Origin of the sequence: Actinophytocola oryzae, from assembly GCF_004364325.1 — a bacterium.
Lineage (GTDB): Bacteria > Actinomycetota > Actinomycetes > Mycobacteriales > Pseudonocardiaceae > Actinophytocola > Actinophytocola oryzae.
Map to the genome: position 1 here is coordinate 77,864 of NZ_SOCP01000014.1, position 21,187 is coordinate 99,050.

The following is a 21,187-nucleotide window of genomic DNA, read 5'->3' on the forward strand; positions in this document are numbered from 1 at the left end:
CGTTCGGGTGGAGCGTGACCGGGAACGGGCGTGGTTGTCGACATGCGTGTTCTCCAGAAGTGGCGATAGGTGAACGAGGCCGAAGTCAGCGGGTCGGCGGTGCGATGTTCAGCGCTTGAGACTCGCGCACCCGGAAGGCCGTGGTGCCGGTCGTGGTCAACTCGGGCAGCGCGCCGGCCTGCCCGCCACCGGTCCAGGTGACGGCCCAGTGGATGGTGACGATGACTGGGAACGTCGAGTGCCCTGAGGAGCGGCGGTAAGTGTGTCCGCAGGTCGGGGATTCCGACCGCGGGTCAGTGTCGCGGTCGTAGGTACTGCCCGGGCCGGCGCACTCGACGGTGGTGTCGTCACCCACTACCCAGGTGACCGAGGTCGGTGATGCCGTCGCGGTCACCGTCACTCCGGGAACAGACGCGGAGGCGGACACGGGCCGCCATGCGCTGGTCAGATAGAGCCAGGTGGGCAAATTGACGAGCTGGTCCCCCGCCGGGTTCGCGGCCGGTCTCGGACGCGGTGGCCGGAGTTGGTTGCGGGCAAGCCGGGCCACCTCACCGGGCGTGAGCGCGGCAATGGGGGTCGGTGTGATGATCGCGCCGGTGAGCTCGCACAAGCCCTCGTACCAGAACGACGGTGGCCACGAGTCGGCGTTCGGGTGGCCCTGGAACGGGCTGGGCTGGTACACGCAGGTGGGTTGCGCGCTGTCCTGGCCAGGGCTGCCTGCTGGCGCGTCGGCTGGGGTCGGCACCGAGTTCGGTCGGCTGGCTGAGCCGACTTCGACGTCGCATTGGGGTGAGGGGAGCTGGTCGCACTCGACAGTGCCCCACCCGTCGTCGGCGGCCGCGGCGACGGTGCTGGCACAAAGGACGAGAACCACGAGGATCGACATCCTCGCCGGTCGGGTCAGCATGAGCCGAGCTCCTGCACCGCGAAATCGGACACCATCCAGGCGCCGTTGTCCTGTTTGTCGACCACGGCGGTGATCGCCCGTCGGCCGCCAGGATCGTCATCGACCAACTGCCCGGTGGTCGCGTCGTATTTGAGCCAACTGGTCGAGTCGCCGCAGTCCGTGATCCGCACGCGGGTCGGCTTGTCGGTTGGCTCGACGCCGGCCACGGAAGGCGAGAGGGCCGGGCGGCCTCGGCTGACCCAGCCGTTCGTGTGGTCGAGGTAGATGCCGCGCGAGATCGTGGAGAGCGCGGTGCCGGTCGCGTGCTGGCTCAGACGCGGCGACCGCCAGTCCGCGGTCTCCGCGACGTCCGCCATGGTCATCCACATCGCCGTGTACGACTCGACCGCCGTGCGACTGGCGAGTTCGGCTGCCGACACTCCCATCGGCGCCTTGGGCCGGAGTGTCGAGAGCGGCGTCGTGCTGGACGGCGCGACGATGGCGGGGTCCGAGGTGCAGGCGGTGATCGTCACGAGCGCGACTGCGACACAGCCGACGTGCATCCGGCGGATTCGCGGCCACGCTTGAGTGAATCTGGCGGTCATGGTGTCCCCTGTCGATGTGAACGTCGATGGACGAGTTCGGGACGGCGTCCTGGTCCGACATCTACCCGACGGTCTTCGGGAAACCGCAAGGTTGCGAGTCGCCCTACCTCGCGGTATGTCGCCCTCAGCTGGGGATTCACGTCGAAATTTCTCTTGTGAAACCTCTACACGAGACAGTGAGCAAGCGCGGGCTCATGATGAGCCGACGTTCCAAGGGGGACGCCACTGGCAACTCGTTGCCGAAGCAGCGATGCACGGTAGGTGACCTACTTCAGCCACAGGTAGCACGATCGGGTGGATATCGTCCCGCAAGTCCACAACGGAATGTGACTCACCACTACCGCGCCCAGTACACCAAGGCATGAGTAATTTTGCTCGTATCTAAACTTGAGTAACGATCGAATCCGTTCCGGATGGCTACTATCCGTTCACAGGTACAGACTCGACACCGGGTCGAATCGGGCGGCGAACCACTGCGTCGGGGGATGCATGAACGACCGAGCGAGCTTCCGTGACGTTGTAAAGGTCCGGGAATTCAGAGCGCTGTGGCTGGCTGAGTTGATCTCGGTATGCGGTGACCAACTGGCGCGCGTGGCGCTGGCTGTACTGGTCTACCAACGGACGTCCTCGGCGGCGCTGACCGGGCTCACGTATGCGTTGACGTTCGCGCCCGCGTTGCTGGGCGGTGCCCTGCTAGCTGGGCTGGCCGACCGGCTCCCACGCCGCGCGGTGTTGATCGCGGCCGACCTGACACGGGCGGCGCTGGCTGGTGTCCTCGCACTGCCGGGTGTCCCCCTTCTGGTGTTGTGGGCAGCGGTGTTCGCCCTCGCGCTGGCCGGGGCGCCATTCAAGGCCGCTCAACTCGCGCTGCTACCGGATGTGCTCGAAGGCGAGCGGTATCCCGTCGGACTCGCCCTGCGCACCGCGTCGACGCAGACGGTCCAGTTGATCAGCTTCGCCGTCGGCGGCGCAGCACTTCTCCTGGTCAGCCCGTACGTGGTGCTCGGCGGAAACGCGCTGACCTTCGTGCTGTCCGCGGCGATCATCCAAGCCGGCGTGCGCAACCGCCCGGTGGCGTGGCTCCGAGAGGATCAAGCGAACGACCGGCGACGGGCTTCGGCGATCAGGCTGTTGATCCAGGACCGACGATCGATGGCGTTGGTCGGGTTCATCGTCCTCGCCGGACTGACCGTGGCACCCGAAGGCGTGGCCGCGCCCTACGCGGCCGAGCTGAACGCCTCTGCAATGGCCGTGGGTCTGCTGCTGGCCGCCGACCCGCTCGGCAGCGTGCTCGGCGCCTGGTGGATCGGACGCTGGCGTTCACCCGACGCGAGGACCAAGGCCATGATTCCGCTGGCGATCCTCGCCGGGCTCGCCCTCGTCCCCTGCCATCTCCACCCCAACCTGGTGTCCTCCCTGCTCCTGTGGGCGCTGTCGGGGGCTTTCACCACCATGGTTCTCATCCAGGCACAGGCCTTGCTGACGCGCTCGATCCCAAACGAGCGGCGAGCGGCGACGATCGGACTGGCCAGCGCTGGTCTGCAGACCTCGCAGGGCCTGGTGATCCTGGCAGCGGGGGCGATGGGCGACCAGATCGGCGTCTATCGCGCCATCGGTCTGATTGGCCTCGTCACCGCACTGCTGGCCAGCACTTGTGGCGCAATGTGGCGTCGCGCCCGCCCCCGGAACTCGCAGAGCCCCGACGGCGGACACGACGTTGGTCACGGAACACCTGAGGAAACGACTACAGATCACGGTTACGCACTCCCGGCACCTCCTCCCCGGGATCCGGCCGCGCCACGCGAGACGAGGTCACGATGAGGGACCGGGCCGCGCAACACCCCCTCCGCACCAGTGCTGGGCATAGCACTAAGGAACGCTCGACGCGTGTCCGCCGCCGCGCGATCGATGGCTGGGAGTTCTGGTCCCTTCGCCGTCCCCTCCTCGTCTACGTCCTCACGGTGCAGCTTGCAGCACTTATAGTCACCATTCTGCTCACCGGTAGTCAACGCGTCGCCCTGGCCGACCTCAGCATGCTCGCCGGCATCACCGCGCTCGGTGTCGTCAAGGAAGAGTTGACCCGGCACGTGGAACGTATCCGCCGGCGCTTCGCGGACACCCCGTACCAGAACATGACCTCGGTGTGGACCCTCGCGGCCGCGCTCGTGCTCCCACCCGGCCTGTCCGCGGCGGTCGTGGTCTTTCTGTACGCCCACCTGTGGTTCCGCACCTGGCGCCGCGTGCACACCGCTCGGCCATGGAAGGTGCTGGTCAGCGTCTCTGCCGTGGTCTTGTCCTGCCACACGGCCAGCGGCGTCGCCCACCTGATCGGCCGACCCGCGCTGGCTGATGCCGCGGCTCCGCGCACAGTCGCACTACTGGTGCTCGCGGTCGTGTTGTACTCGGTGGTCAACCTGGGCCTGGTCGCCGGCGCCTACGCGCTCATGACCAGCGAGCGAACCGCGCGTCGCCTGCTCGGCACCCTGACCGACGCGATGCTCGAGTACGCCACGCTGGCCATGGGCGTGCTGGCCGCGATCCTGCTGCTGCGTTCGCCGCTGGCGGTCGTCTTTCTCATCCCCGTGCTGGTGGTCCTACACAACAGCGTGCTGATCCGCCAACTCGAGGAGGCCAGCTCGACCGACGCCAAGACCGGCATGCTCAACACCGCCGCGTGGCTCGCGGTGGCCGGGCGCGAGTTCGACCGCGCCCAACGCGACGGCACGTCTCTGGGCCTACTGCGACTCGACCTCGACCACTTCACCCACGTCAACGCCACCTACGGCGAACAGTTCGGGGACACGGTGCTGCACGCCGTCGCCGACGTGATCCAGCACGAGGTCCGCGACGTGGACCTCGTCGGGCGCCACGACGAGGAGTTCGTAGTGCTCTGCGCCGAGGTGACACCGGTGGAGCTGCTGGCGGTCGGTGAGCGCGTCCGCGCGGCCGTGGCAGAGCTGGAGCTATCGGCCGCTGAGGCCAGTGACGGGCGTACAGGCGCGGACGTCGCGACGGTCACGGTATCGATCGGCCTGGCCCATTACCCCCTGTCGGCCACCAGCCTCGAGGATCTTCTGGGAGCCGCGGGCATCGCACTGTTCGCTGCGAAGGACAACGGCCGCAATCGAGTAGCGATGCGACTCGATCACCGACACCAACCAGCTCAGGACCGTTCAGCAAGCTCCTCGTCCTCGTAACGTGCCCGAGCCGCCTCGACCTCGGCGCGGTTGCCTTGGGCCCACTTCGCCACCGGACGTAACGACATCAACAGCGTCTGCCCCAGGGGTGTCAGCTCGTACCACACCGGGTTGAACGACGCCTTCTCCTCGGACCGCGTAACCAGCCCGTCGCGCCGCATCCGCCGCAACGTCGCGCTGAGCACCTTCTGACTCACCGGCCGAGCGTGCGAAGACCATCCACGCCGCTCTTCCGCCAGGTTGATCTCCTCGCGCAGCTCCATGTACTTCAACGGCCGCGTCGCAAGAGAGGCCAGCACGGCCACCACCCACTCACCGTTGAGCAGGGCCATGGCCTCGTAGATGCCCTCCCGGTACGACATCGCCGAACCGCCGACCCCTGTACCGGCCTCTCCGCTCACGATCGGGGCGGCCGAACTCGTCAGAGCCATCACTCTCCCTCCCCCGAAGATCACCACGTTCTGCTTCCAAACGGTACCTACTCTGCGCGATCACGCATGTCCAAATGAGTGAGATCCGGCCTGAATGTTCGCCCAACCCTGAAGTTGGACGAGCCCCAACCTTGCCGTCGGACACCCGCCGTCCGCTACATCTCGACTGGTCACGGCACTACCTGAGGGGAAGGAGGCCACGATCCAGCGTCGCGGAGAAGTGCTTACCCCCTCGCCTTCTCCGCGACGCGTCCAACCAGAGCACCCATCAACCCAGAAGGACCCATGTCACTCAACGCAACTTTGACCATCAGCACCTGGGCGGCGGTCGGCGCCACGACAGCTGTCACGATGCGGTCGATCACCGCCGCGCACCTGAGGGGACCGGCCGCGTTCCGCTCGCACCACTCGATCGAACAAGTGACGGTCGCCCAGGCGCCACGACCACCACCGGACGACGGCCTCGCCATCGGGCAGGCGGCCATCACGGCAGTTCTGTTCGGCATGCTCGCGTGGCGATTCGGCGTGCGGATCGAACTGCTCGCCTTCAGCTGCCTGGCGGCGCTCGGAGTCCCACTGGCCGTGATCGACGCGGTGACGATGCGCCTCCCCAGACAGCTCGTCCACCCTCTGTATCCGATATGCGTATCACCGCTCGCGCTGGCGGCAGTCATCGAGGACGACGGACCGCGATTCGCTCGGGCCGCCGCTGGCATGTTCGTCCTGCTCGTGGCCTACCTCGTCACCGCTGTGCTGTCCCACGGCGGCCTGGGAGCGGGAGACGTCCGAGCCGCCGGACCGATCGGTCTCACGCTCGCATGGGCCGGCTGGTCTGCTCTGCTGGCGGGGACATTGTTCAGCCTCGTGATCTTCAGCGCGATGGCAACCCTTGCGAAGTGCGGCGTCAATTCACGCCTTCGACAGGAGTGGCCTTTCGGCCCGGCGATGTTCGGCGGAGCCTTTCTCGCGATATTGACCCGGTAAACAGTAAATCTCTCTGAAAGTGAGTTCAGCAAATGTCATTTCGATCGATCACCGCTACCGCACTCATGGTGGGTGCCGCTGCCTGCGGTGGCGCAGCGCTGGCCGCACCCGCATGGGCGGCCGACACAACAGCGTCCGGAACGAGTGCCGCCGTGTGCCGGATCACCGCCAACCCACCGAAGTCCAATGGCGCGCCGACGAAGCTTCGTGGCGAGGGCTCCCGCAGCGGCTGCTCGAGCACGGTCACGTATCTATGGGTGCGGGTATACAAGGACATCACGCTATGGCCGGACTCAGAAAGAGCGGTCAACGGCCAAAACTACGTGCAGAACGGAACGTTCGCCGCGACAGGCACCTGCGACGGCAGCGGCTCGTACTACACCCATACGTCCACCGCGACTGGAGCGAGCGGCGACAGCGTGGAATCGGGTCGAGTCGACCTGTGCTGATCAAGCCATTGAGCAGCTTCCGTGCTCTGATGTCCGGCGAGTGGCCACGCATGTCATCATGGTCCCTCGCCAGGCCATCAGTGACCGCGTCTGCGGTCGCCATAGTCGCCGTCGTGGTGACGATGACGTGGCCGAGACTGGACTGGCCATACCCGGTCTGGGAACAGACCTCCGCCCAGTTCCACCAACAATTCATGTGGACAGGACCGATCGCCGCCACCGCCGCCTGCTGGTGCAGCATCGCCCGGCACTCGAAGGGGCCCATCCCGGCAGTGACTCGCGACCTGGCGCAGTTGGTCGGGTGGTTCGCCGGCGCCTACCTACTCGCGTTGTCACCGCTCGCGGTGTCCACAGTCATCAACAACGGAATCGGGACACCAGACCCGCTGGCGATGCTCTCGGGTGTGCTCGCCATGTGCGCGGCCACCGCACTCGGGTACGCAGTGGGCGCCGTCGCTCGATCAATGGCGGCGGCGCCCACCGTGGCGGCCGGGTTCTGCACACTGCTCGTGCTCGCGAACGCAACGAGAGGAGGCTACGTAACGGCGATACCCGTACTACCTCTCGAGCCGTTGTTCGGACAGCAGGAGTCGCTGCCCTTAGTCGTGTTCCGTATCGCCTTGTTCATCATGATCACCATCACGGCCGCCGGGTTGGCAGCAAGATCCCGAAGCCACCGAGACATCGAACCGGGAAGATCGCGACGCGCGATCCGCGACATCGCGACCTACGCCACAGCGCCTGTCGTCATGGTGACCCTCTCGATGATCCACCAACCGGTCATGTTCAACGTCGACCAAAAGCCGCCCATGTCATGTATGGAACGACGCGACATCCGGTACTGCGTACACGCCGACAACCAATCCCGTCTCATCGACCTCGTCCACGCGGTGGACCCAATCATCGTTCGCTACGGCACCAAGCCCGTCTCCCTCAACCAGATCTGGGACCAGGCCCTGACCTTCCACCCAATCGACGCCGGCCTCGCCCGCGGCCTCGAAGTCGCATGGCTCAACCCGGACGGCACCATCCACACACAGGTCCCAGAGAACCTGGCAGGCGTCAACGCCTGCGACAACAGCCAACGGCGCGGAGAAGAGCTCAAGAAAATGAGCAACGTTGCAGCGGACTTCAGCGACTACCTGCTGACCGGGAGACTGTCCGGCACGCTCTCCGCGATGTCCAGCACCACCGTGCGGCAGTGGATCACCCAACACTACAAACAACTCAATACCTGCACCCTCACACTTGATCAGCTCCCGTAGCAGTGCGTCATCACCACCTTGAGTCCTGTGTGGACTTCTGCCTTCGACAGCGGCTCGTTGGTCATGGACTGCGGGAGTGACGAGCACTTGTGCCGCCGCCATCCTCGACGACGCCTCCACCATCGAAGTCGAGATCGCCGGCCCGTCCAACATCGGCAACTACGTCGCCGGACTCAGCATCCCTGCTATCAACGAACGCAGGATTGGGTGCTGTCGATGCGCCAGCCGCGCGGGCCATTAACAGCACCACGGCCTCTACTCCGGTGGCGAGGTTCTTCCACCAATACCCGACGTTCCCTCGTGTCAGGCCGGTGATCCCGGCGGACCGCACACAGTTAGGTGACAAACATGATCACGTTGATAGCGGCCCATCATACGTCACCGGTCCAGCAGCCGGTGATGACGTGCCTAGACACTCTGCAACCCTGTCCTCCCGACACCGAACACGGCGGCTGGCACTGTGTCGAGCAGGCTGATCACGTGCTGGACGAGCTTCCCCACCGTGCTGCGGACGGCACGACATGGTGACTTCAACCCAGCCCGCCGTACTGACCGAGACCCTGGCGGGTCCGCTAGTCCGGACGGTCACCTACACCGTGACGCCGCAGGACTCGGTCCGCAATATTCCGCTGAGCAGCGAGTTCGCCCTCAAGCCCCCTGTGATGGCCAGCGCTCGGCTGCTCGCGGTGTGCGAATGGCCGTGCATGGACCTCCTGCGCGAGCGTATTGCCGCGCACGAGTGCTCCTTGGGTGCCAGCCAATGTCTGGAGCACCTCGCGCCGGCCCGGATCGGTACGCAATTGGTCATCACTGCCCGAGCGGTCACCGTTGACGGGCACCACAGCTCCTGGTACGTCGAGGTCCACGACCAGCTCAGGGTGGGCGTTCTGGTCGCGCGCGCAACCCTGTCGTTCGCCGTGGTTGACCAAGGCGCATTCGAGCACCGACTACACACCATGCCCATGCCAGCGCGGACGTGCCGTCGCCGGCAGTGATCGCGTCAAGGTCAGGGAGCATGCCGGATTGGGGGTCTGCCGGACGGTCGTCGCACGAGTGTGCCCTGACCGGCAGTTCAGCACGGCCAGCGGAGTTCACCCGCTGATTGCCTGTCATGGGCCCTCATGTCTTCATCCAGGGACCGGCACACGACGTGGACTGTTGGGACGATCCACGCGGGCTCTCTCCGAGGCGCGTCGTGGTCACCGCTCGCGAAGCCTCGGGACGCTGCCGGGACGACGCGTTGCCGTCGGGCTACCGGTCAACCGCTGGGAGCCGGACTGAACTAAACACACACTCCACGCGGAGTACCGACCCCGGGAAGTGACACCCCGCAGCCCGGGTCTGCCAACACGAGCTCGTCGAACAGTCCCGATCTTCGAACAGTCCCGCAGAAGTCAGGACCGGGTTATCACGGTGAGGAAGGACCGGAACACGTCGCCGGTCAGAACGATTCGTTGATCGCTGGGGGTGCCGAACTCGGTCTTCGAGTCGCGTAGTTCGACCCAGCCGCTGCGCTGAGCGATTCCCACGCAGTCCTGATTGGGGTTGCTGAAGCTTGACTTGCGGAAGTCATACTCAGCGAATCGCGGTCGACAGGTGTACATGCAGACTCCTAGTGTGCGATGGGGTTACCTAGCCGAAGTCGCGTGCCACTTGGCGTAGGAACCTTCGAGACTCCTCGAAGCTCAACGCGGCGGTAGACAGTCGGGTCCAGGCTGAGTCATAGGCGTCGAGCGCCTTCTTGTCGTCCAGGTATCGGAACTCGCCCTCGCCCTCTGTGTAGGCGAGCTCAAGCGGACCAGCGGCTCCTGGAGAAGGTATTCGCAGCAGCGAGAACCGGTTGCTGATTGGAGTGCGGCGACCGACCGGTGCGTCGAACGGCAACACCTGAACCATCATAAACTCCCGCTGCGACAGCTTGACGAGATAGTCCAGTTGCTCCCGCATGACGTCGGCGTCACCCCAGACCCGCCGCAAGCACGACTCGGAGAGCACGAAGTGCACGCTCGGCGGTGCGTCCTTGTCGTAGATGTCCTGCCGGGCCACCCGCGCCAGGACATGATCCTCGAGCGACAGACCGTTGACATCAGGGTCAGGCAGACCGCTGTAGAGAGCGCGGACGTAGGACTCGCATTGAACCAGGCCGGGCATGACCTCAACCTCGAACGACCTGATGCGGTCCGAGTTCTTCTCGACGTCGACACGCAACCGCATCTCCTCGCTGTAGGCGCGGCGGTAGCCGGTGCTCCAGAACCCACGCTTCTGGTTGTTGCGCCACAGCGCTCGAAGCGCCTCCAGATACCCCTCGTCGGTGAACTCGAGGTAGGTGGCGAGTCGTTCCAGGTCGCCGAGGGAGATGTTGTGATGGCCGGCCAGTAGCCCGGTGACCCGTGACGGGCTGGTCTCCATGAACTTGGCGATCTCGGTCTGATTCTTGCCCGCTGTCTTGATCATGTGCTCGATCTCCCGACCGAGCACCATCTTCCGCGCCGTACGAACGGTGGCCATGCCGTAGTGCGCCCTCTCTCCAGATGACGGGGTTCGTACCTGCGATGCCATCACGCCAGTTCTGCCGCTACCGAGCGTATCGCGCGGAACCACCCGAACGGATGGTGCTCGCAAGGTAGAAATTCTACCTTGCGACCTTCAAACTATGAATGTCCACCTTGATCATTCGTACCGATGCTACAGCTACCTAGCTGCAGCTCAGGAAGGGAGGAGCGCGATGTTCTGGGACCTCGCAGGGCCGTGGATGGGCGTTCTTCTGGTCGCGATGCTGCTAGCGACCCTGGTTTGGATGGCGGGCCGAAGCCTTCGGGACAGGCCATGAACGCCCGACCGTTGCTCCCACGCCAGGTTGTCGCCCTGGCGACTAGATCCACGTTCTCGCTCGGCCGCTCGCGCTGCGGTCGAGTTTCCGATGGATGGCCGTCCTGCGCTTGTCCCGCCAGGCGCGGGACCACCATCCGTCCAGCGGTGGGGCCGGGGTATCCCCCGACCTCGGCTCCACCGCTGCGCCGCTCACGGGCCGTCCGATGAACGCCGACGGGTCCTGCCCACGGTGCCAGGGCCTTCGGCTGCTGGCCGAGATGCCGGGACCTGAATGGCGCCTCCCGCTGCAGCGCAGGAACGAGCTGTGCCTGGTGCGGGCATACGAGACCTATGTGGAGACTGTCGTGCTGGAGGACGACGGACTGGTCGCCATCAACCGACGACCCATCGTCGGGCGCTCCTCTCGCACGATAGCGATTGAGGACTTCGCAGGATCACTTACGGAGGCCACGACGCTCCTACGACAACCACCGCGCTGGGACACCGAAAGGGAGGGACCGTCCAACTATCAAGTCGGGTGGCCTGCAACTGAGTATCAAGACCAGCCCCTCGGAGGTCCAAGTTGATCAGATGGGACTGGTTGTCGTCGCTCAGGCACACATCAAGGTCGAGATACCAAAACGACCAGGAGACCGAAATGTGGGGAACGAGCCTTATCGTCAGCTCGTACGTGATCATCAGAGAAGGTTGTCCTATCGCGATGACCATCGACAACGCGGAGCAGGCACAGATCACCTGCGGGCGACCTCCGACAGAGTCGTTCGAGTTCGTCATCCACCGCGAGGCCATACGAGCCCTCGCCGAACTCTGTGACGACGCGCTGCAACAGATGGACCACCTGAACAATGCCGAAGCCGACCGAACGACTTGACTGACCATGATCACAGATGAACATCGCACCGCCGCAACAGGATCAGCGGATGCCATCTCGCGGGCGGTCGGTGAGGAGCTGCGCCGCCTGCGCGAGGCCAAGGGCCTGTCACGAGCCCAGCTCGTCGCCCGCCTACCGTCCGGCATCGGCGACAGAACCCTGCTCTCCTACGAACACGGCACCCGCCACCTCACCATCCTGCGCTTCATCGAGCTGTGCCACACCCTCGACACCCCAGCACCCTCACTCCTCAACCAGGCACTCCAACGAGCACGAATCCACCTGCAGAACCTCGTCCTGCACGTCGACCTCCTGGCCATGCTCCACGACCGCAGCGACAAGTTCCGCCCCATGCACCAATGGGCCCGCAACAAACTCAACGACTTCCCCGACGGCATCGTCGAACTACCACCAACATCCGTCCGCGAACTCGCCACCTTCGTCGGCTGCTCCTACCTCGAGCTCGCCAACTACCTCGCCAGGTTCATCCCAGGGAAAAACGTGGCATGGCATGATCCAAAGTAGACTGTCACTCGTTTGCTACGGAAACCTCAGGGGAGGATCTCACCGGTTACGTTCGACCGACTCGCGGCGCTACACCACGTGATCCACTTCCCATTCTGATGACCGGCCGGGGTCGAGGCAGAGGCGCACTCTTCGCCTCTCCCTCCGGCTATCCCGGCAGGGGCCGGCGTCCCCAGCGTCGCGCCTGCCCACCGTCTGCCGACCCCGGTGGGCGCGGTTGACCGCCTTGTAGTCCGTGGCCTCCGAACGCCAGTGGCCTCGTATCGGACAAGGGTTGTGGATCCTGCCGCGTGTCCGCCGGCCTCAACCTCGGCGGACGCAAGGCGGCTCCTCGGTCTGTCCTGCGCCCGCCGCGCAAACGTCCTGTGTCGCATGGCCCGGGTCTACCTGCACAAGAAGGCCCCCAGAAGACGCGCTGAAGATGCCATCATCGCCACCGGTCGCGTCGGCGCATCGTAGATGGCGAGTTGTTCGCGGTGGAGCTGCTGGGTGCGCCTCCGGACGTCGGGGCTGTAAGGGGATCGGGGTCACGGTCCACTCCGTAGCACGTGGCCGCCGATACGTCGTGCCCGTCATAGTCCCGCACCGAGGGCATCCAGCGCGTCAGCGCGGCCGGCAGTACGCAGGTATGGCGGGCGTTGGGAATGTCGTCGAATGGGTCGGTGGTCCCAGATCCGTGGTTCGCCGTTCCGGTCAGCGCTGTGTTTGAGCGTCGGCTCGTGGTGGGCCGGGGTCAGGCTGCGGTGAGTTCGGTTCTGATGCGGTGGGCGAGGTGGGTGACGTCTGGTTCGTGTTTCCAGGGGTGGAGGCGGCGGAGGAGGTTGTTGGCGTAGTCGGTGGCGCGGGCGGAGGAGACGTGGGTGAGGACGTCGATGGCTTGGTTGCCTTGGGTGAGGGCGGTGTCGAGGTCGGGGTGGGGTCCGAGGAGGCGGGTGCTGGCGAGTACGACGAGCCGGAGACCGTAGGAGCGGGCGAAGGTGTCGGTGGGCATGGCGGCTTCGCTGTTCCAGCGCAGGGCGGGTGTGGGTAGTCCGAGGTCGCGGTGGATTTCGACGGCGTCGGCGGCGAGGCGGGCGTGGGTGTAGAAGTCGATCCAGGTGGGGTCGTCGCCGTGGTGGTTGCCGGCTCGGTTGAGCAGGGTGTCTGAGGCGGCGAGTGCGCGTCCGGCTGCTGGGGCGTCGCTGGCGCGGGCGTGGGCTCGGGCTTCGATGAGGCGGTAGAAGGCGAGTACGCGTGGGGTGGCGGTGTGTTTGGCGCGTTCGTAGGCGCCTTGGCACATGTCGATGGCGTCGTCGTGGAAGCCGCGTAGTGAGGCTTGGAGTGCGGCGCAGACCAGGACGTAGCCGCCGAAGGGAACGTCGCCGGCGGCGCGGGCGAGACGCAGGGCCTGGATGTAGTGACGCTGGGCCGCGGCCTGGTGGCCTGAGTCGAACGCGGACCATCCGGCCAGGCGGGAGAGTTGGGCGGTCGCGGCGAACAGTTGCCGACCGGTGTGGTCGTTGTAGCGGCCGTGCAGAAGGGGTGCGGCTTGTTCACGCAGGCAGGCCAGCACGGCTGATGACCGCCAGCTTCCGCCACCGTATCGGGAGTCCCACCCGCGGGCGTCTTCAGCGGCGGTGAGAAGGCCGGCGACATCCGCCGCACCGACGTGGCGCTGGCTCACGAGGTGGGTGGCGTCGGAGTCGGCGGGGGTGGTCAGCCAGCGCCGGACGGGCGTGGCCCAGCCGGTCATGGCCAGGCTCGCGGCGGTGAGGAAGTCTCGACGGTCCACCAGGCTCCAGTAGTCGGTCGCGGCGAGGATCGCGTTCGGCAGTGTTCGGGGGAACTCGAGACCCGCGGTAGCGGGGTCACGATCATCCACCTGCATCCCGATCTCGGCCACGGTCACGGGTCGGCCGAGTCGTTCGGCTAGTGCGAGCGCGATCAGGGGTCGGATCTCACGGTCGGGCATCATGCCACGGCGGGTCCAGTTGGCCACGCTGGTGTGCGTGTAGGCGGTGTGCTTACCGTCGACGGCGGCGAGTTCGTTGATTCTCAGTGCGAGACTCTTCCGGCTGGCGCCAGACGCCATGATCAGCGCGTTCAATCTCGTGTTGATAGCGCATATTGGCTGCGTTTGTTCGGCCACGACGCCCTGCTTCCAGTTAGCCAGCCCACACCGGCTCGCTACCTACGGTAGTAGGTCATGTTCTGTTCGTGAACCCGGTGTGTGATCTGTGAGCCCTCGTCGTGAGCCTCCCACAGGCCTCGCGTATCGGCTTTGCTGATCGTGTCCATCATGAACGCGCCCCATGGTCGGGAGATGTCGATGATTCTGACGGGAAGTCGTATTGCCACCGAGGTAGAGGGTGGAGCGATCACGATTCAGCCGTATTCTGTTGAAAACCTCGAGCCCAACAGCTATCGCGTGACTCTCGGACCGAGGTTCCTTGACTGCACGACTGAATCGCTGGATGCACGATCCGAACCATTGATGTCGGTCAGCGCTTTAGAAGACGAGGGGCGCGTTCTTGAGCCGGGCCGGTTCTACCTTGGGGAGACCAGCGAGGTCCTGGGCTCGACGCGGTTCGCTGCGACGTTGTATGCCACGCGATCTCTCGCGTCGATGGGGATGTGGATTCATTTCAGCGCCCCGCTCGGTCACACGGGCGCGGTGATTCGCTGGACGCTGGAGATCCGTGTCGCGCACCGGCTTGTCGTGTACCCAGGGATGACGATTGCGAAGATCGCGTTCTGGCGCACCTACGGCACGATCGTCCCGTACGACGGCCGGTACCAGTCCTCGGCCACGGTACGCCCGTCGGCGATGCGCGCGGATCGACACTTCACACTGGGACGGACAGGGTGATCCTCACCGGCAAGCAGATCCTGTCTGAGGTCGCTCTCCGGCGGATCACCATCGATCCCTTCCTGCCCGAGAACGTCAACCCAAACAGCTACAACTTCCGAATCGGCCCCTCACTGCGTGTCTACCGAGACCGTATCATCGACCCGCGGACACGCCCTGCTACCGATCTCGTGGCGATGCCGGAATCGGGATTCGTACTGGAGGCGCATCGCCTTTATCTGGCGTCCACGGTAGAAGTCATGGGCAGCGACTATTACGCGCCGACCTTCGCGGCCCGATCATCGGTCGCACGACTGGGATTGTTCATCAACCTGTCGGCATCACTAGGCGATATCGGCTACCTCGGGCAGTGGACGCTCCAGCTGTTCCCCGCAACCAATCTCCGTATCTATCCGGGAATGGAGATCGGCCAGATCATGTGGTGGAAACCACTTGGCGAAGTCGATCTCTATCACGGCAAGTACCAGGGCAGTTCAGGACCATGTGCGACAAGGATTCATCATGACTTCACCATCGGTTGAACCACTCATAGTTCCGCAGCTCGACGCGCGGACAACTCGCCCCGGGACCGAGGTTGGGGGCAAGGCGGCGTTCCTGCTCGACATCTGCCACAGAGTGCGAGTGCCCGAGTTCGTGGTGATTCCGTCGAGCTGGTTCACCATCGCGGCCGGGCCGCAGTTGGCTGACATCGCCGACCGCTGGTGCCGGTGGGACACCGCCCATCAGAAGAGCGTTCAGAGCACTCGGCGTCTGGCGGCCGTCCATCTCACCACGGCAATGCGTCACACGTTGAGTACTCAGCTCGACGAGTTCATCCCTGACGTCGAGGTGTTCGCCGTGCGCTCGTCAGCCGCCGGTGAAGACGGTCCGGACCGCAGCTTCGCCGGTCTCTACGATTCGGTGCTCGACGTGCCGCGAGCCGACATTGAGCAGGCGATCGTCGCGGTGTGGCGCTCGTGGTTCTCGGTATCCGCGATCACCCACCGAAGCGCCGACACGTGGCGACCACCTGTCATGGCGGTGGTGGTTCAGCGCATGATCGACGCTGAGGAGGCGGGGGTCGCGGCGGCCTATCGGGAGGCGGTCGAGGTCGAGTGGGTCGCCGGCAGGGGTGATCGGCTGGTCGACGGCAGCGTCGAACCGGCTCGGCGTCTGGTCACCGCGCCGATGCGGGATCCACGCGGGCGCGTCGAACACGCCGCTGCTGCGGCGTGGGCACTGCGTGGCCAGCTTGGTGTGGGAGATCTCGACGTCGAATGGGCCGCTGACCAGGACCGGGTCTGGATCGTCCAGGCCCGACCATTGACCGCGCCACTCCCCTCGTCGGCCGGTGTGAGCTGGGTCAGCTCGAGCGAGCACCCCGTACTGAGAACTGCCGAGTTGTATGCGGACACCGCTCCTCACGACGTGCTCCCCCTCGGGCCTGTGGCGGAAGTGATCGGTCACTACCGCACGAAGCGCCGGCCCCTCTACGCCATCGGGTCCGAACACGACTGCGATCTGGGAACAGCCCTCATCTTGCACTTCAACACGCTAGGACTACACGGCCCGCGATGGAGTGACCTGGTCGGCCAGCTCGGCCCGCACGCTGTACTCGACCTGTCCGAACGTGAGCGTCAAGTCATCGTCGCCACCAGCGACCTGCGACAAGTCCTCGCGGCCCATTGCGGCGATGATCCCCAGCGGCTGCGCAGCGTAGTGATCCGCGAGTTCATCACCGGCGACTGCGGAGCGGTCAGCGCCGTCGACGGCGACGACGTCCGCGTGGAGGTCAGCCGGGACGGCTTGTTGCACCTCAACCGAGGTACCGCATCCACGGACGAGTTCATCATTCCCCTCGAGGGCAGCCGCGACCATGGGCTCACCACCGTGCCGCCGGAATGGTCCGACTCGACACTGGCGGTCATCGACCGCGTCACACGACACCTCGCGGATCGCCACGGTGACGCCGTAGTGGAATGGGTGCTCCGCGCCGGCCGCCCGGTCCTCGTCGACTATTCGCTCGTCGACACCGTCCCGACAGCCATGCTCCCCGCTAGCCAAGCAAGCGTGATCAGTAGCGGTGCATGTCGAGGCCCGGCCCTGGTGATCCCCGCCTCGGCCACCGAGATGTTGACCCGGGACAGCGTGGCACCGGTGGTCTCCGTGGGCGCCCGCCTGCCACACCCCGCGGACACCGCCGTGAACGACCTGTACGAGACCATCACTCAACTCGCCGAGCCGCCCGTCGTGGTCGTCGACCGCCCGTACGCGGTGCTGGCCACGCTGATCCCCTACGTCGCCGGGTTCGTGTTCACCCAGCCTGCCGCGCGCCTATGTCACCTGGCGATCCTGCTGCGGGAGAACCACACTCCAGCGGTCTGCGTCCCCGCCGACCAGGCGCCCCAAGACGGCGAGGCCGTCGCTGTCGGCACCGACGGTCAACTACACCGGGGACATACCTCATGAGCGCCCCGCACCCCGTCCGTGTCGCGCTGGTGGGGTTCACCGGCACCGGCAAGAGCACGATCGCCGCCGGGCTGATCGAGGAACTGCGCCGCCGCGGCCAGCAGGCACGACTGATCAAGCTCGCCGCGCCGCTGTATCGACTACAACAGGTCTACTACCGCGAGGCCGGCGTCGCCCTGGCTCCCGAACGCCAGGACCAGGAGCTAATGGCGGAGATCGCCACCCGGCTCCGCAGCATCTCGCCCGCCGCCCTGCTGGACCACTTCCTCGCCACCCTCGCGACCACCCCACCCGACACCGCGGTCGTCAACGACGATCTCCGCGTCCTCGAACCAGACGCGACGGGCATGGTTACGGCTGGTTTCCGCCTGATCCGCCTGATATGCCCCGACGACATCCGACGCGCTCGCCTCGCCGGCCGCGACGACCGTTCCACCCTGGACGAACCCGCGCTCTTCGGGCCTCTGATGAGCCGGATTCCCACCGAGCTCACCCTCACCACCCACACCGCGACCCCCACCGAGACCGTCCACCGCGTCCTCGACCACCTCCGTGACCGGCACACGACAGCCAGCGAGGTGAGCGGCCGTGCTTGACCATGACGGCTCCCAGATCCTGATCATCGGCCCAGCCATCTGGCGATTTAGCGACGCATGGAGTCCAGCGCAACCGATCCTGGCTGTCACTCTGGCTGGCGGCAACACCGTCCTGGACAACACCGTCCACCTGACATGGACTGACCTGATCGGGGCGCGAGCACGCCTCCTCACCCCCGAGCATGACGTGCCGGTGGCCCTCACCACAGCCTTGTTCAACCGATTGGAACCCGGCAACGTCCTGGAGAACCTGGCTCGTCAGCACTGGTCGGGGCTCGCCGCCGCACCGCTGCTCCTGCTCGGCCGATCCGCCGCCACCATCACCGCACACACCCTGGTGCGGCTCGGTGAACACGACGGCCTGTTCATCCGTGTCGGCGAACTCACCCACAACGGCGGCCTCGTCGACGTCGTGAAGATCCTTCCGACGGTTTTGACGATCACCAGCGAAGACCGCGAGTTCTTCAACAACCATCAATGCTGCTACCAAAAATGGTGGCCCGACGTGGAGTTCGAACACAAGATCACCATGCTCGGCCCGGTCGACCTCCACGCCGTGACCGTCGGCCTACGCAACCTCGTCGGCACCGAGCACCTCCCCGGCACGATCTGGGACTACCGCGACGACTACCAACTGTGGGACTTCAACAACCACCTCTTCGAAGTCACCAGCCCATCGCCAGAGGCCGGGTACATCTCGTTCATCCCGGACTCCGCCGGCACCGTGATCGTCAAGAGGAAGTGGTTTACCCGTGATTCCCTCCGCCGGCGAGAGAGCCGCTGGCGAGGAGTGCGGATCCCGCGCACCGTCGATAGCTTCGAGGACTATGCCCGGTCGCACGTGGACGGTGACATCCGGTTCCTCGGCTCGTTCCGACGCACACGATTCGACAGCACGTGTGAGTTCACCAAGACCGGCAACGTCTACGGCTTCATGGTCGACTGGTGCCGCCCTCTCGACCGCCCTGACGCACCACATCTCTACCAGGTCGAGGTCGAATACCTCCACAGCCGCACACGCGACGAAACCGCACGACACACGGTCGAAACCGAGCTCCTGACCATCAGGAACGCCGCCGCGGCATATCTCGACCGGGCCGGGATCGCCCACCGTCCCGGCGAATCGAAACTCACCTACCTGCGATCACTGACCGTCGCGGAGGAACAGTGACCCCGGACGTGACCGCAGCCGTTCGGATCGAAACACATAATCGTAAGGGCCTGATGGTCGTCGCCGTACGCGCACTCCGACCAGGTGAGCGGGTCGTCATCGGCCGCGCCGTCCAGGTCGTGCCGCATCGAACAAGCCATTCCTTCCAGATCGCCTGGGACACCCACGTTGACCTCGATGAACCCGCCCGCTACATCAACCACTCCTGCGACCCGAACACCGGAATCCAGGACAACAACCACAACGGCTTCGACTTCGTAGCCCTCCGCGACATCGCCCCGACCGAAGAGATCACCTGGGACTACGAGACAAGCGAATACGTCAGCATCGCCGTCGCGCACTGTCTATGCGGCGCGGCGACCTGCCGAACAACCATCCACGGCTTCCAACACCGCCGCCACGACCCGCACTGGCGACCCACCCACCTCGCCAACTACCTCCGCGACGACACCGCCGTCAACACACCCAACACGACTCCCCGGATGACCAGCACCAGCGTCGCCAACGGACCCGTCACCGGCCGGTGCCACGGCGCCGCCGACCGCCAATAGAAACGGATGGCACCGCGATGGTGATGATAGATCGACCGCAACGGTCGGCGCCGCGATGACCGACCCCCGACATGCACCACCGTCGCACCCGGTTCGAACACCGTTCGCCACCCTACCTGCCGCAACCGGAAACACAGATCCATGTCCTCGACATACATGAAATAGCGCTCGTCGAAGCCACCGACCTGCTCCCACGCGGCCCGCGGCAACAGCATGCAACACCCAGACACCCAATCCACCTCGCCGGTGACGTCACCGGCGAGGTGACCAGCGTGATAGCGCCTCGTCGCCGGATTCCCCGGCCACACCCGCCCCAACAACCCATGCACCAGAGCCGTGAAGACCCCCGGAAACGCACGGGCACTCGGATACACAGTGCCCTCCACATCCGTTGTCCTCGGACCAACACACCCCACCCGACCACCACGGCTCGTGGCATCCATCAACGCGCGCACACCACCCGGTGCGAGACGAGCGTCCGGGTTGAGAATCAACACCCAGGGTGACGCCCCGCCGCGAAGACCCTGATTCACCGCGGCAGCGAACCCCCGGTTGCTCGTGTTCGCCAGCACCCGTGCGCCGTGGGCCTGAGCCACAGCCACGCTGTCGTCGCTGGAGCAGTTGTCGACGACCGTCACAACGACCTCAACACCGGTCTGGTCAGCCAACGAGCGGAGACACAACGGCAGGTCATCGGCACTGTTGTACGAAACGACAACGCAGTCCACCGCAACCGGAACAGTCACCCGACCAAGGGTACGGACCGTCACCAAACGTGCACCCGCGGGTGCACGCGCCCGGTACGGTGCCCGAATGCCGCAAACGATCACCCCAACCAGCACCTCACCCGACCCCACCACGGTCAACTCGAGGTTCGTACGGTGACCGCGACAACCACCCACTCCCGGACCGAGGACGAGCCCCTTGACCAGCAATGCCCGTTCTGCATCGTGGCCACCGGCGGCGAGACACCCCACAACACCCAACACGACATCGTGCGGACCAACCGCCACGCGATCGCACTCATCTCCCCACGCTGGTGGCCGAACAACAAAGGCCACGTACTCATCGTGTCCAAACACCACTACGAGAATCTGTACGAACTACCACGCGAACACGGACACGCCGTACAAGACCTACTCCGCGAAATCGCCATCGCCATCCGCCACACCTACGACTGCCACGGCATATCAACACGACAACACAACGAACCAGCGGGAGATCAAGATGTATGGCACTTCCATGCACATGCATTCCCGCGATTCGCCGGCGACAACCTCTACACATCGGAACCGATACCAGAATTCGTCTCATTCCAGGAGCGCCAAGTCTACGCTGCGAAACTGAGAACATTCTTTCTGAGCTTACCGGCTCTGTAGAAAGACGACCGCGCGCTTCCGTGTCAGTCCACGCCAGGTACGACCGCCATCATCCACGGTCGTGGTGACCCGACCAGGCGCGACTCGGTCGCGCCGCAACCACCGCTCCTGGCTGCGTACACACGCCCCACCACAACCGGTGCACACCA

Annotated in this window: 22 protein-coding genes; 14 read left to right on the forward strand and 8 right to left on the reverse strand. The window is 65.3% G+C overall.

The window, feature by feature from the left end; translation table 11 throughout:
• Window positions 1–85 precede the first annotated feature (85 nt).
• Both CLV71_RS32045 and CLV71_RS32050 read right to left on the reverse strand, forming a co-directional pair.
• Window positions 86–907: a hypothetical protein gene (locus CLV71_RS32045; protein ID WP_166664333.1), complete on the reverse strand. Its 822-nt coding sequence runs from the start codon at window positions 905–907 to the stop codon at window positions 86–88.
• Window positions 901–1,419, reverse strand: coding sequence for a hypothetical protein (locus CLV71_RS32050; RefSeq protein ID WP_243866840.1), 519 nt, complete (start codon window positions 1,417–1,419; stop codon window positions 901–903). The genes CLV71_RS32045 and CLV71_RS32050 overlap by 7 nt, the downstream gene beginning before the upstream one ends.
• A gap of 561 nt (window positions 1,420–1,980) precedes the next feature.
• Here CLV71_RS32050 and CLV71_RS32055 point away from each other — a divergent pair.
• Window positions 1,981–3,312: an MFS transporter gene (locus CLV71_RS32055; protein WP_133906630.1), complete on the forward strand. Its 1,332-nt coding sequence runs from the start codon at window positions 1,981–1,983 to the stop codon at window positions 3,310–3,312.
• Complete coding sequence (locus CLV71_RS32060) at window positions 3,309–4,688, forward strand: GGDEF domain-containing protein (RefSeq protein ID WP_133906631.1); 1,380 nt, start codon at window positions 3,309–3,311, stop codon at window positions 4,686–4,688. The genes CLV71_RS32055 and CLV71_RS32060 overlap by 4 nt, the downstream gene beginning before the upstream one ends.
• On the opposite strand, the gene CLV71_RS32065 is transcribed toward CLV71_RS32060, so the two are convergent.
• The gene (locus tag CLV71_RS32065; protein WP_243866884.1) at window positions 4,655–5,119 is read right to left on the reverse strand and encodes a winged helix-turn-helix transcriptional regulator; all 465 of its coding nucleotides are present in this window, start codon (window positions 5,117–5,119) and stop codon (window positions 4,655–4,657) included. The genes CLV71_RS32060 and CLV71_RS32065 overlap by 34 nt on opposite strands.
• 285 nt (window positions 5,120–5,404) lie before the next feature.
• Between CLV71_RS32065 and CLV71_RS32070 the strand changes: the two genes are divergently transcribed.
• Window positions 5,405–6,103, forward strand: a complete 699-nt coding sequence (locus tag CLV71_RS32070; RefSeq protein ID WP_133906633.1) for a prepilin peptidase — start codon at window positions 5,405–5,407, stop codon at window positions 6,101–6,103.
• 25 nt (window positions 6,104–6,128) lie between these two features.
• On the opposite strand, the gene CLV71_RS32075 is transcribed toward CLV71_RS32070, so the two are convergent.
• Window positions 6,129–6,350 carry a hypothetical protein gene (locus CLV71_RS32075; RefSeq protein ID WP_133906634.1) on the reverse strand — a complete coding sequence of 74 codons (222 nt, stop codon included), beginning with the start codon at window positions 6,348–6,350 and terminating at the stop codon, window positions 6,129–6,131.
• A 315-nt stretch (window positions 6,351–6,665) separates the two neighbouring features.
• Between CLV71_RS32075 and CLV71_RS32080 the strand changes: the two genes are divergently transcribed.
• Both CLV71_RS32080 and CLV71_RS32085 read left to right on the forward strand, forming a co-directional pair.
• A complete protein-coding gene (locus CLV71_RS32080; protein ID WP_133906635.1) occupies window positions 6,666–7,817 on the forward strand; it encodes a hypothetical protein in 1,152 nt (383 codons plus the stop codon).
• Window positions 7,818–8,338: 521 nt separating this feature from the next.
• The gene (locus CLV71_RS32085; protein ID WP_133906636.1) at window positions 8,339–8,812 is read left to right on the forward strand and encodes a thioesterase family protein; all 474 of its coding nucleotides are present in this window, start codon (window positions 8,339–8,341) and stop codon (window positions 8,810–8,812) included.
• Between the two features lie 399 nt (window positions 8,813–9,211).
• Here the strand turns inward: CLV71_RS32085 and CLV71_RS32090 are convergent, their stop codons facing one another.
• Window positions 9,212–9,421: a DUF397 domain-containing protein gene (locus CLV71_RS32090; protein WP_133906637.1), complete on the reverse strand. Its 210-nt coding sequence runs from the start codon at window positions 9,419–9,421 to the stop codon at window positions 9,212–9,214.
• A 28-nt stretch (window positions 9,422–9,449) separates the two neighbouring features.
• A complete protein-coding gene (locus tag CLV71_RS32095) occupies window positions 9,450–10,325 on the reverse strand; it encodes a helix-turn-helix domain-containing protein (RefSeq protein ID WP_133906751.1) in 876 nt (291 codons plus the stop codon).
• Between the two features lie 1,024 nt (window positions 10,326–11,349).
• Between CLV71_RS32095 and CLV71_RS48025 the strand changes: the two genes are divergently transcribed.
• Entirely contained in the window at window positions 11,350–11,520 is a 171-nt protein-coding gene (locus tag CLV71_RS48025; protein ID WP_166664334.1) for a hypothetical protein, read from the forward strand.
• Between the two features lie 6 nt (window positions 11,521–11,526).
• On the forward strand, window positions 11,527–12,045 hold the full coding sequence (locus CLV71_RS32100; RefSeq protein WP_133906638.1) for a helix-turn-helix domain-containing protein: 519 nt from the start codon (window positions 11,527–11,529) through the stop codon (window positions 12,043–12,045).
• Window positions 12,046–12,778: 733 nt separating this feature from the next.
• Here CLV71_RS32100 and CLV71_RS32105 read toward each other — a convergent pair.
• The gene (locus CLV71_RS32105; protein WP_243866841.1) at window positions 12,779–14,173 is read right to left on the reverse strand and encodes an NsdA family TPR-like regulatory protein; all 1,395 of its coding nucleotides are present in this window, start codon (window positions 14,171–14,173) and stop codon (window positions 12,779–12,781) included.
• A 141-nt stretch (window positions 14,174–14,314) separates the two neighbouring features.
• Between CLV71_RS32105 and CLV71_RS32110 the strand changes: the two genes are divergently transcribed.
• The 6 genes from CLV71_RS32110 to CLV71_RS32135 are packed head-to-tail and all read left to right on the forward strand — an operon-like array spanning window position 14,315 to window position 19,659.
• Entirely contained in the window at window positions 14,315–14,893 is a 579-nt protein-coding gene (locus CLV71_RS32110; RefSeq protein WP_424923926.1) for a dCTP deaminase, read from the forward strand.
• Entirely contained in the window at window positions 14,890–15,414 is a 525-nt protein-coding gene (locus CLV71_RS32115) for a dCTP deaminase (RefSeq protein ID WP_133906640.1), read from the forward strand. Before CLV71_RS32110 ends, CLV71_RS32115 begins: the two co-directional genes overlap by 4 nt.
• Window positions 15,395–17,341 (forward strand): PEP/pyruvate-binding domain-containing protein, encoded by a 1,947-nt coding sequence (locus CLV71_RS32120; protein WP_133906641.1) that lies wholly within the window; start codon window positions 15,395–15,397, stop codon window positions 17,339–17,341. The genes CLV71_RS32115 and CLV71_RS32120 overlap by 20 nt, the downstream gene beginning before the upstream one ends.
• Window positions 17,338–17,937: a DEAD/DEAH box helicase family protein gene (locus CLV71_RS32125; protein WP_133906642.1), complete on the forward strand. Its 600-nt coding sequence runs from the start codon at window positions 17,338–17,340 to the stop codon at window positions 17,935–17,937. Before CLV71_RS32120 ends, CLV71_RS32125 begins: the two co-directional genes overlap by 4 nt.
• Window positions 17,930–19,108, forward strand: coding sequence for a hypothetical protein (locus CLV71_RS32130; protein ID WP_133906643.1), 1,179 nt, complete (start codon window positions 17,930–17,932; stop codon window positions 19,106–19,108). Before CLV71_RS32125 ends, CLV71_RS32130 begins: the two co-directional genes overlap by 8 nt.
• Window positions 19,105–19,659 (forward strand): SET domain-containing protein, encoded by a 555-nt coding sequence (locus tag CLV71_RS32135; RefSeq protein ID WP_208297847.1) that lies wholly within the window; start codon window positions 19,105–19,107, stop codon window positions 19,657–19,659. Before CLV71_RS32130 ends, CLV71_RS32135 begins: the two co-directional genes overlap by 4 nt.
• Here CLV71_RS32135 and CLV71_RS50725 read toward each other — a convergent pair.
• Window positions 19,542–20,648, reverse strand: coding sequence for a glycosyltransferase family 2 protein (locus tag CLV71_RS50725; RefSeq protein WP_424923925.1), 1,107 nt, complete (start codon window positions 20,646–20,648; stop codon window positions 19,542–19,544). The two genes, CLV71_RS32135 and CLV71_RS50725, sit on opposite strands and share 118 nt — an antisense overlap.
• Here CLV71_RS50725 and CLV71_RS32145 point away from each other — a divergent pair.
• Window positions 20,541–21,038 carry an HIT family protein gene (locus tag CLV71_RS32145; RefSeq protein WP_133906645.1) on the forward strand — a complete coding sequence of 166 codons (498 nt, stop codon included), beginning with the start codon at window positions 20,541–20,543 and terminating at the stop codon, window positions 21,036–21,038. The genes CLV71_RS50725 and CLV71_RS32145 overlap by 108 nt on opposite strands.
• Window positions 21,039–21,187 lie beyond the last annotated feature (149 nt).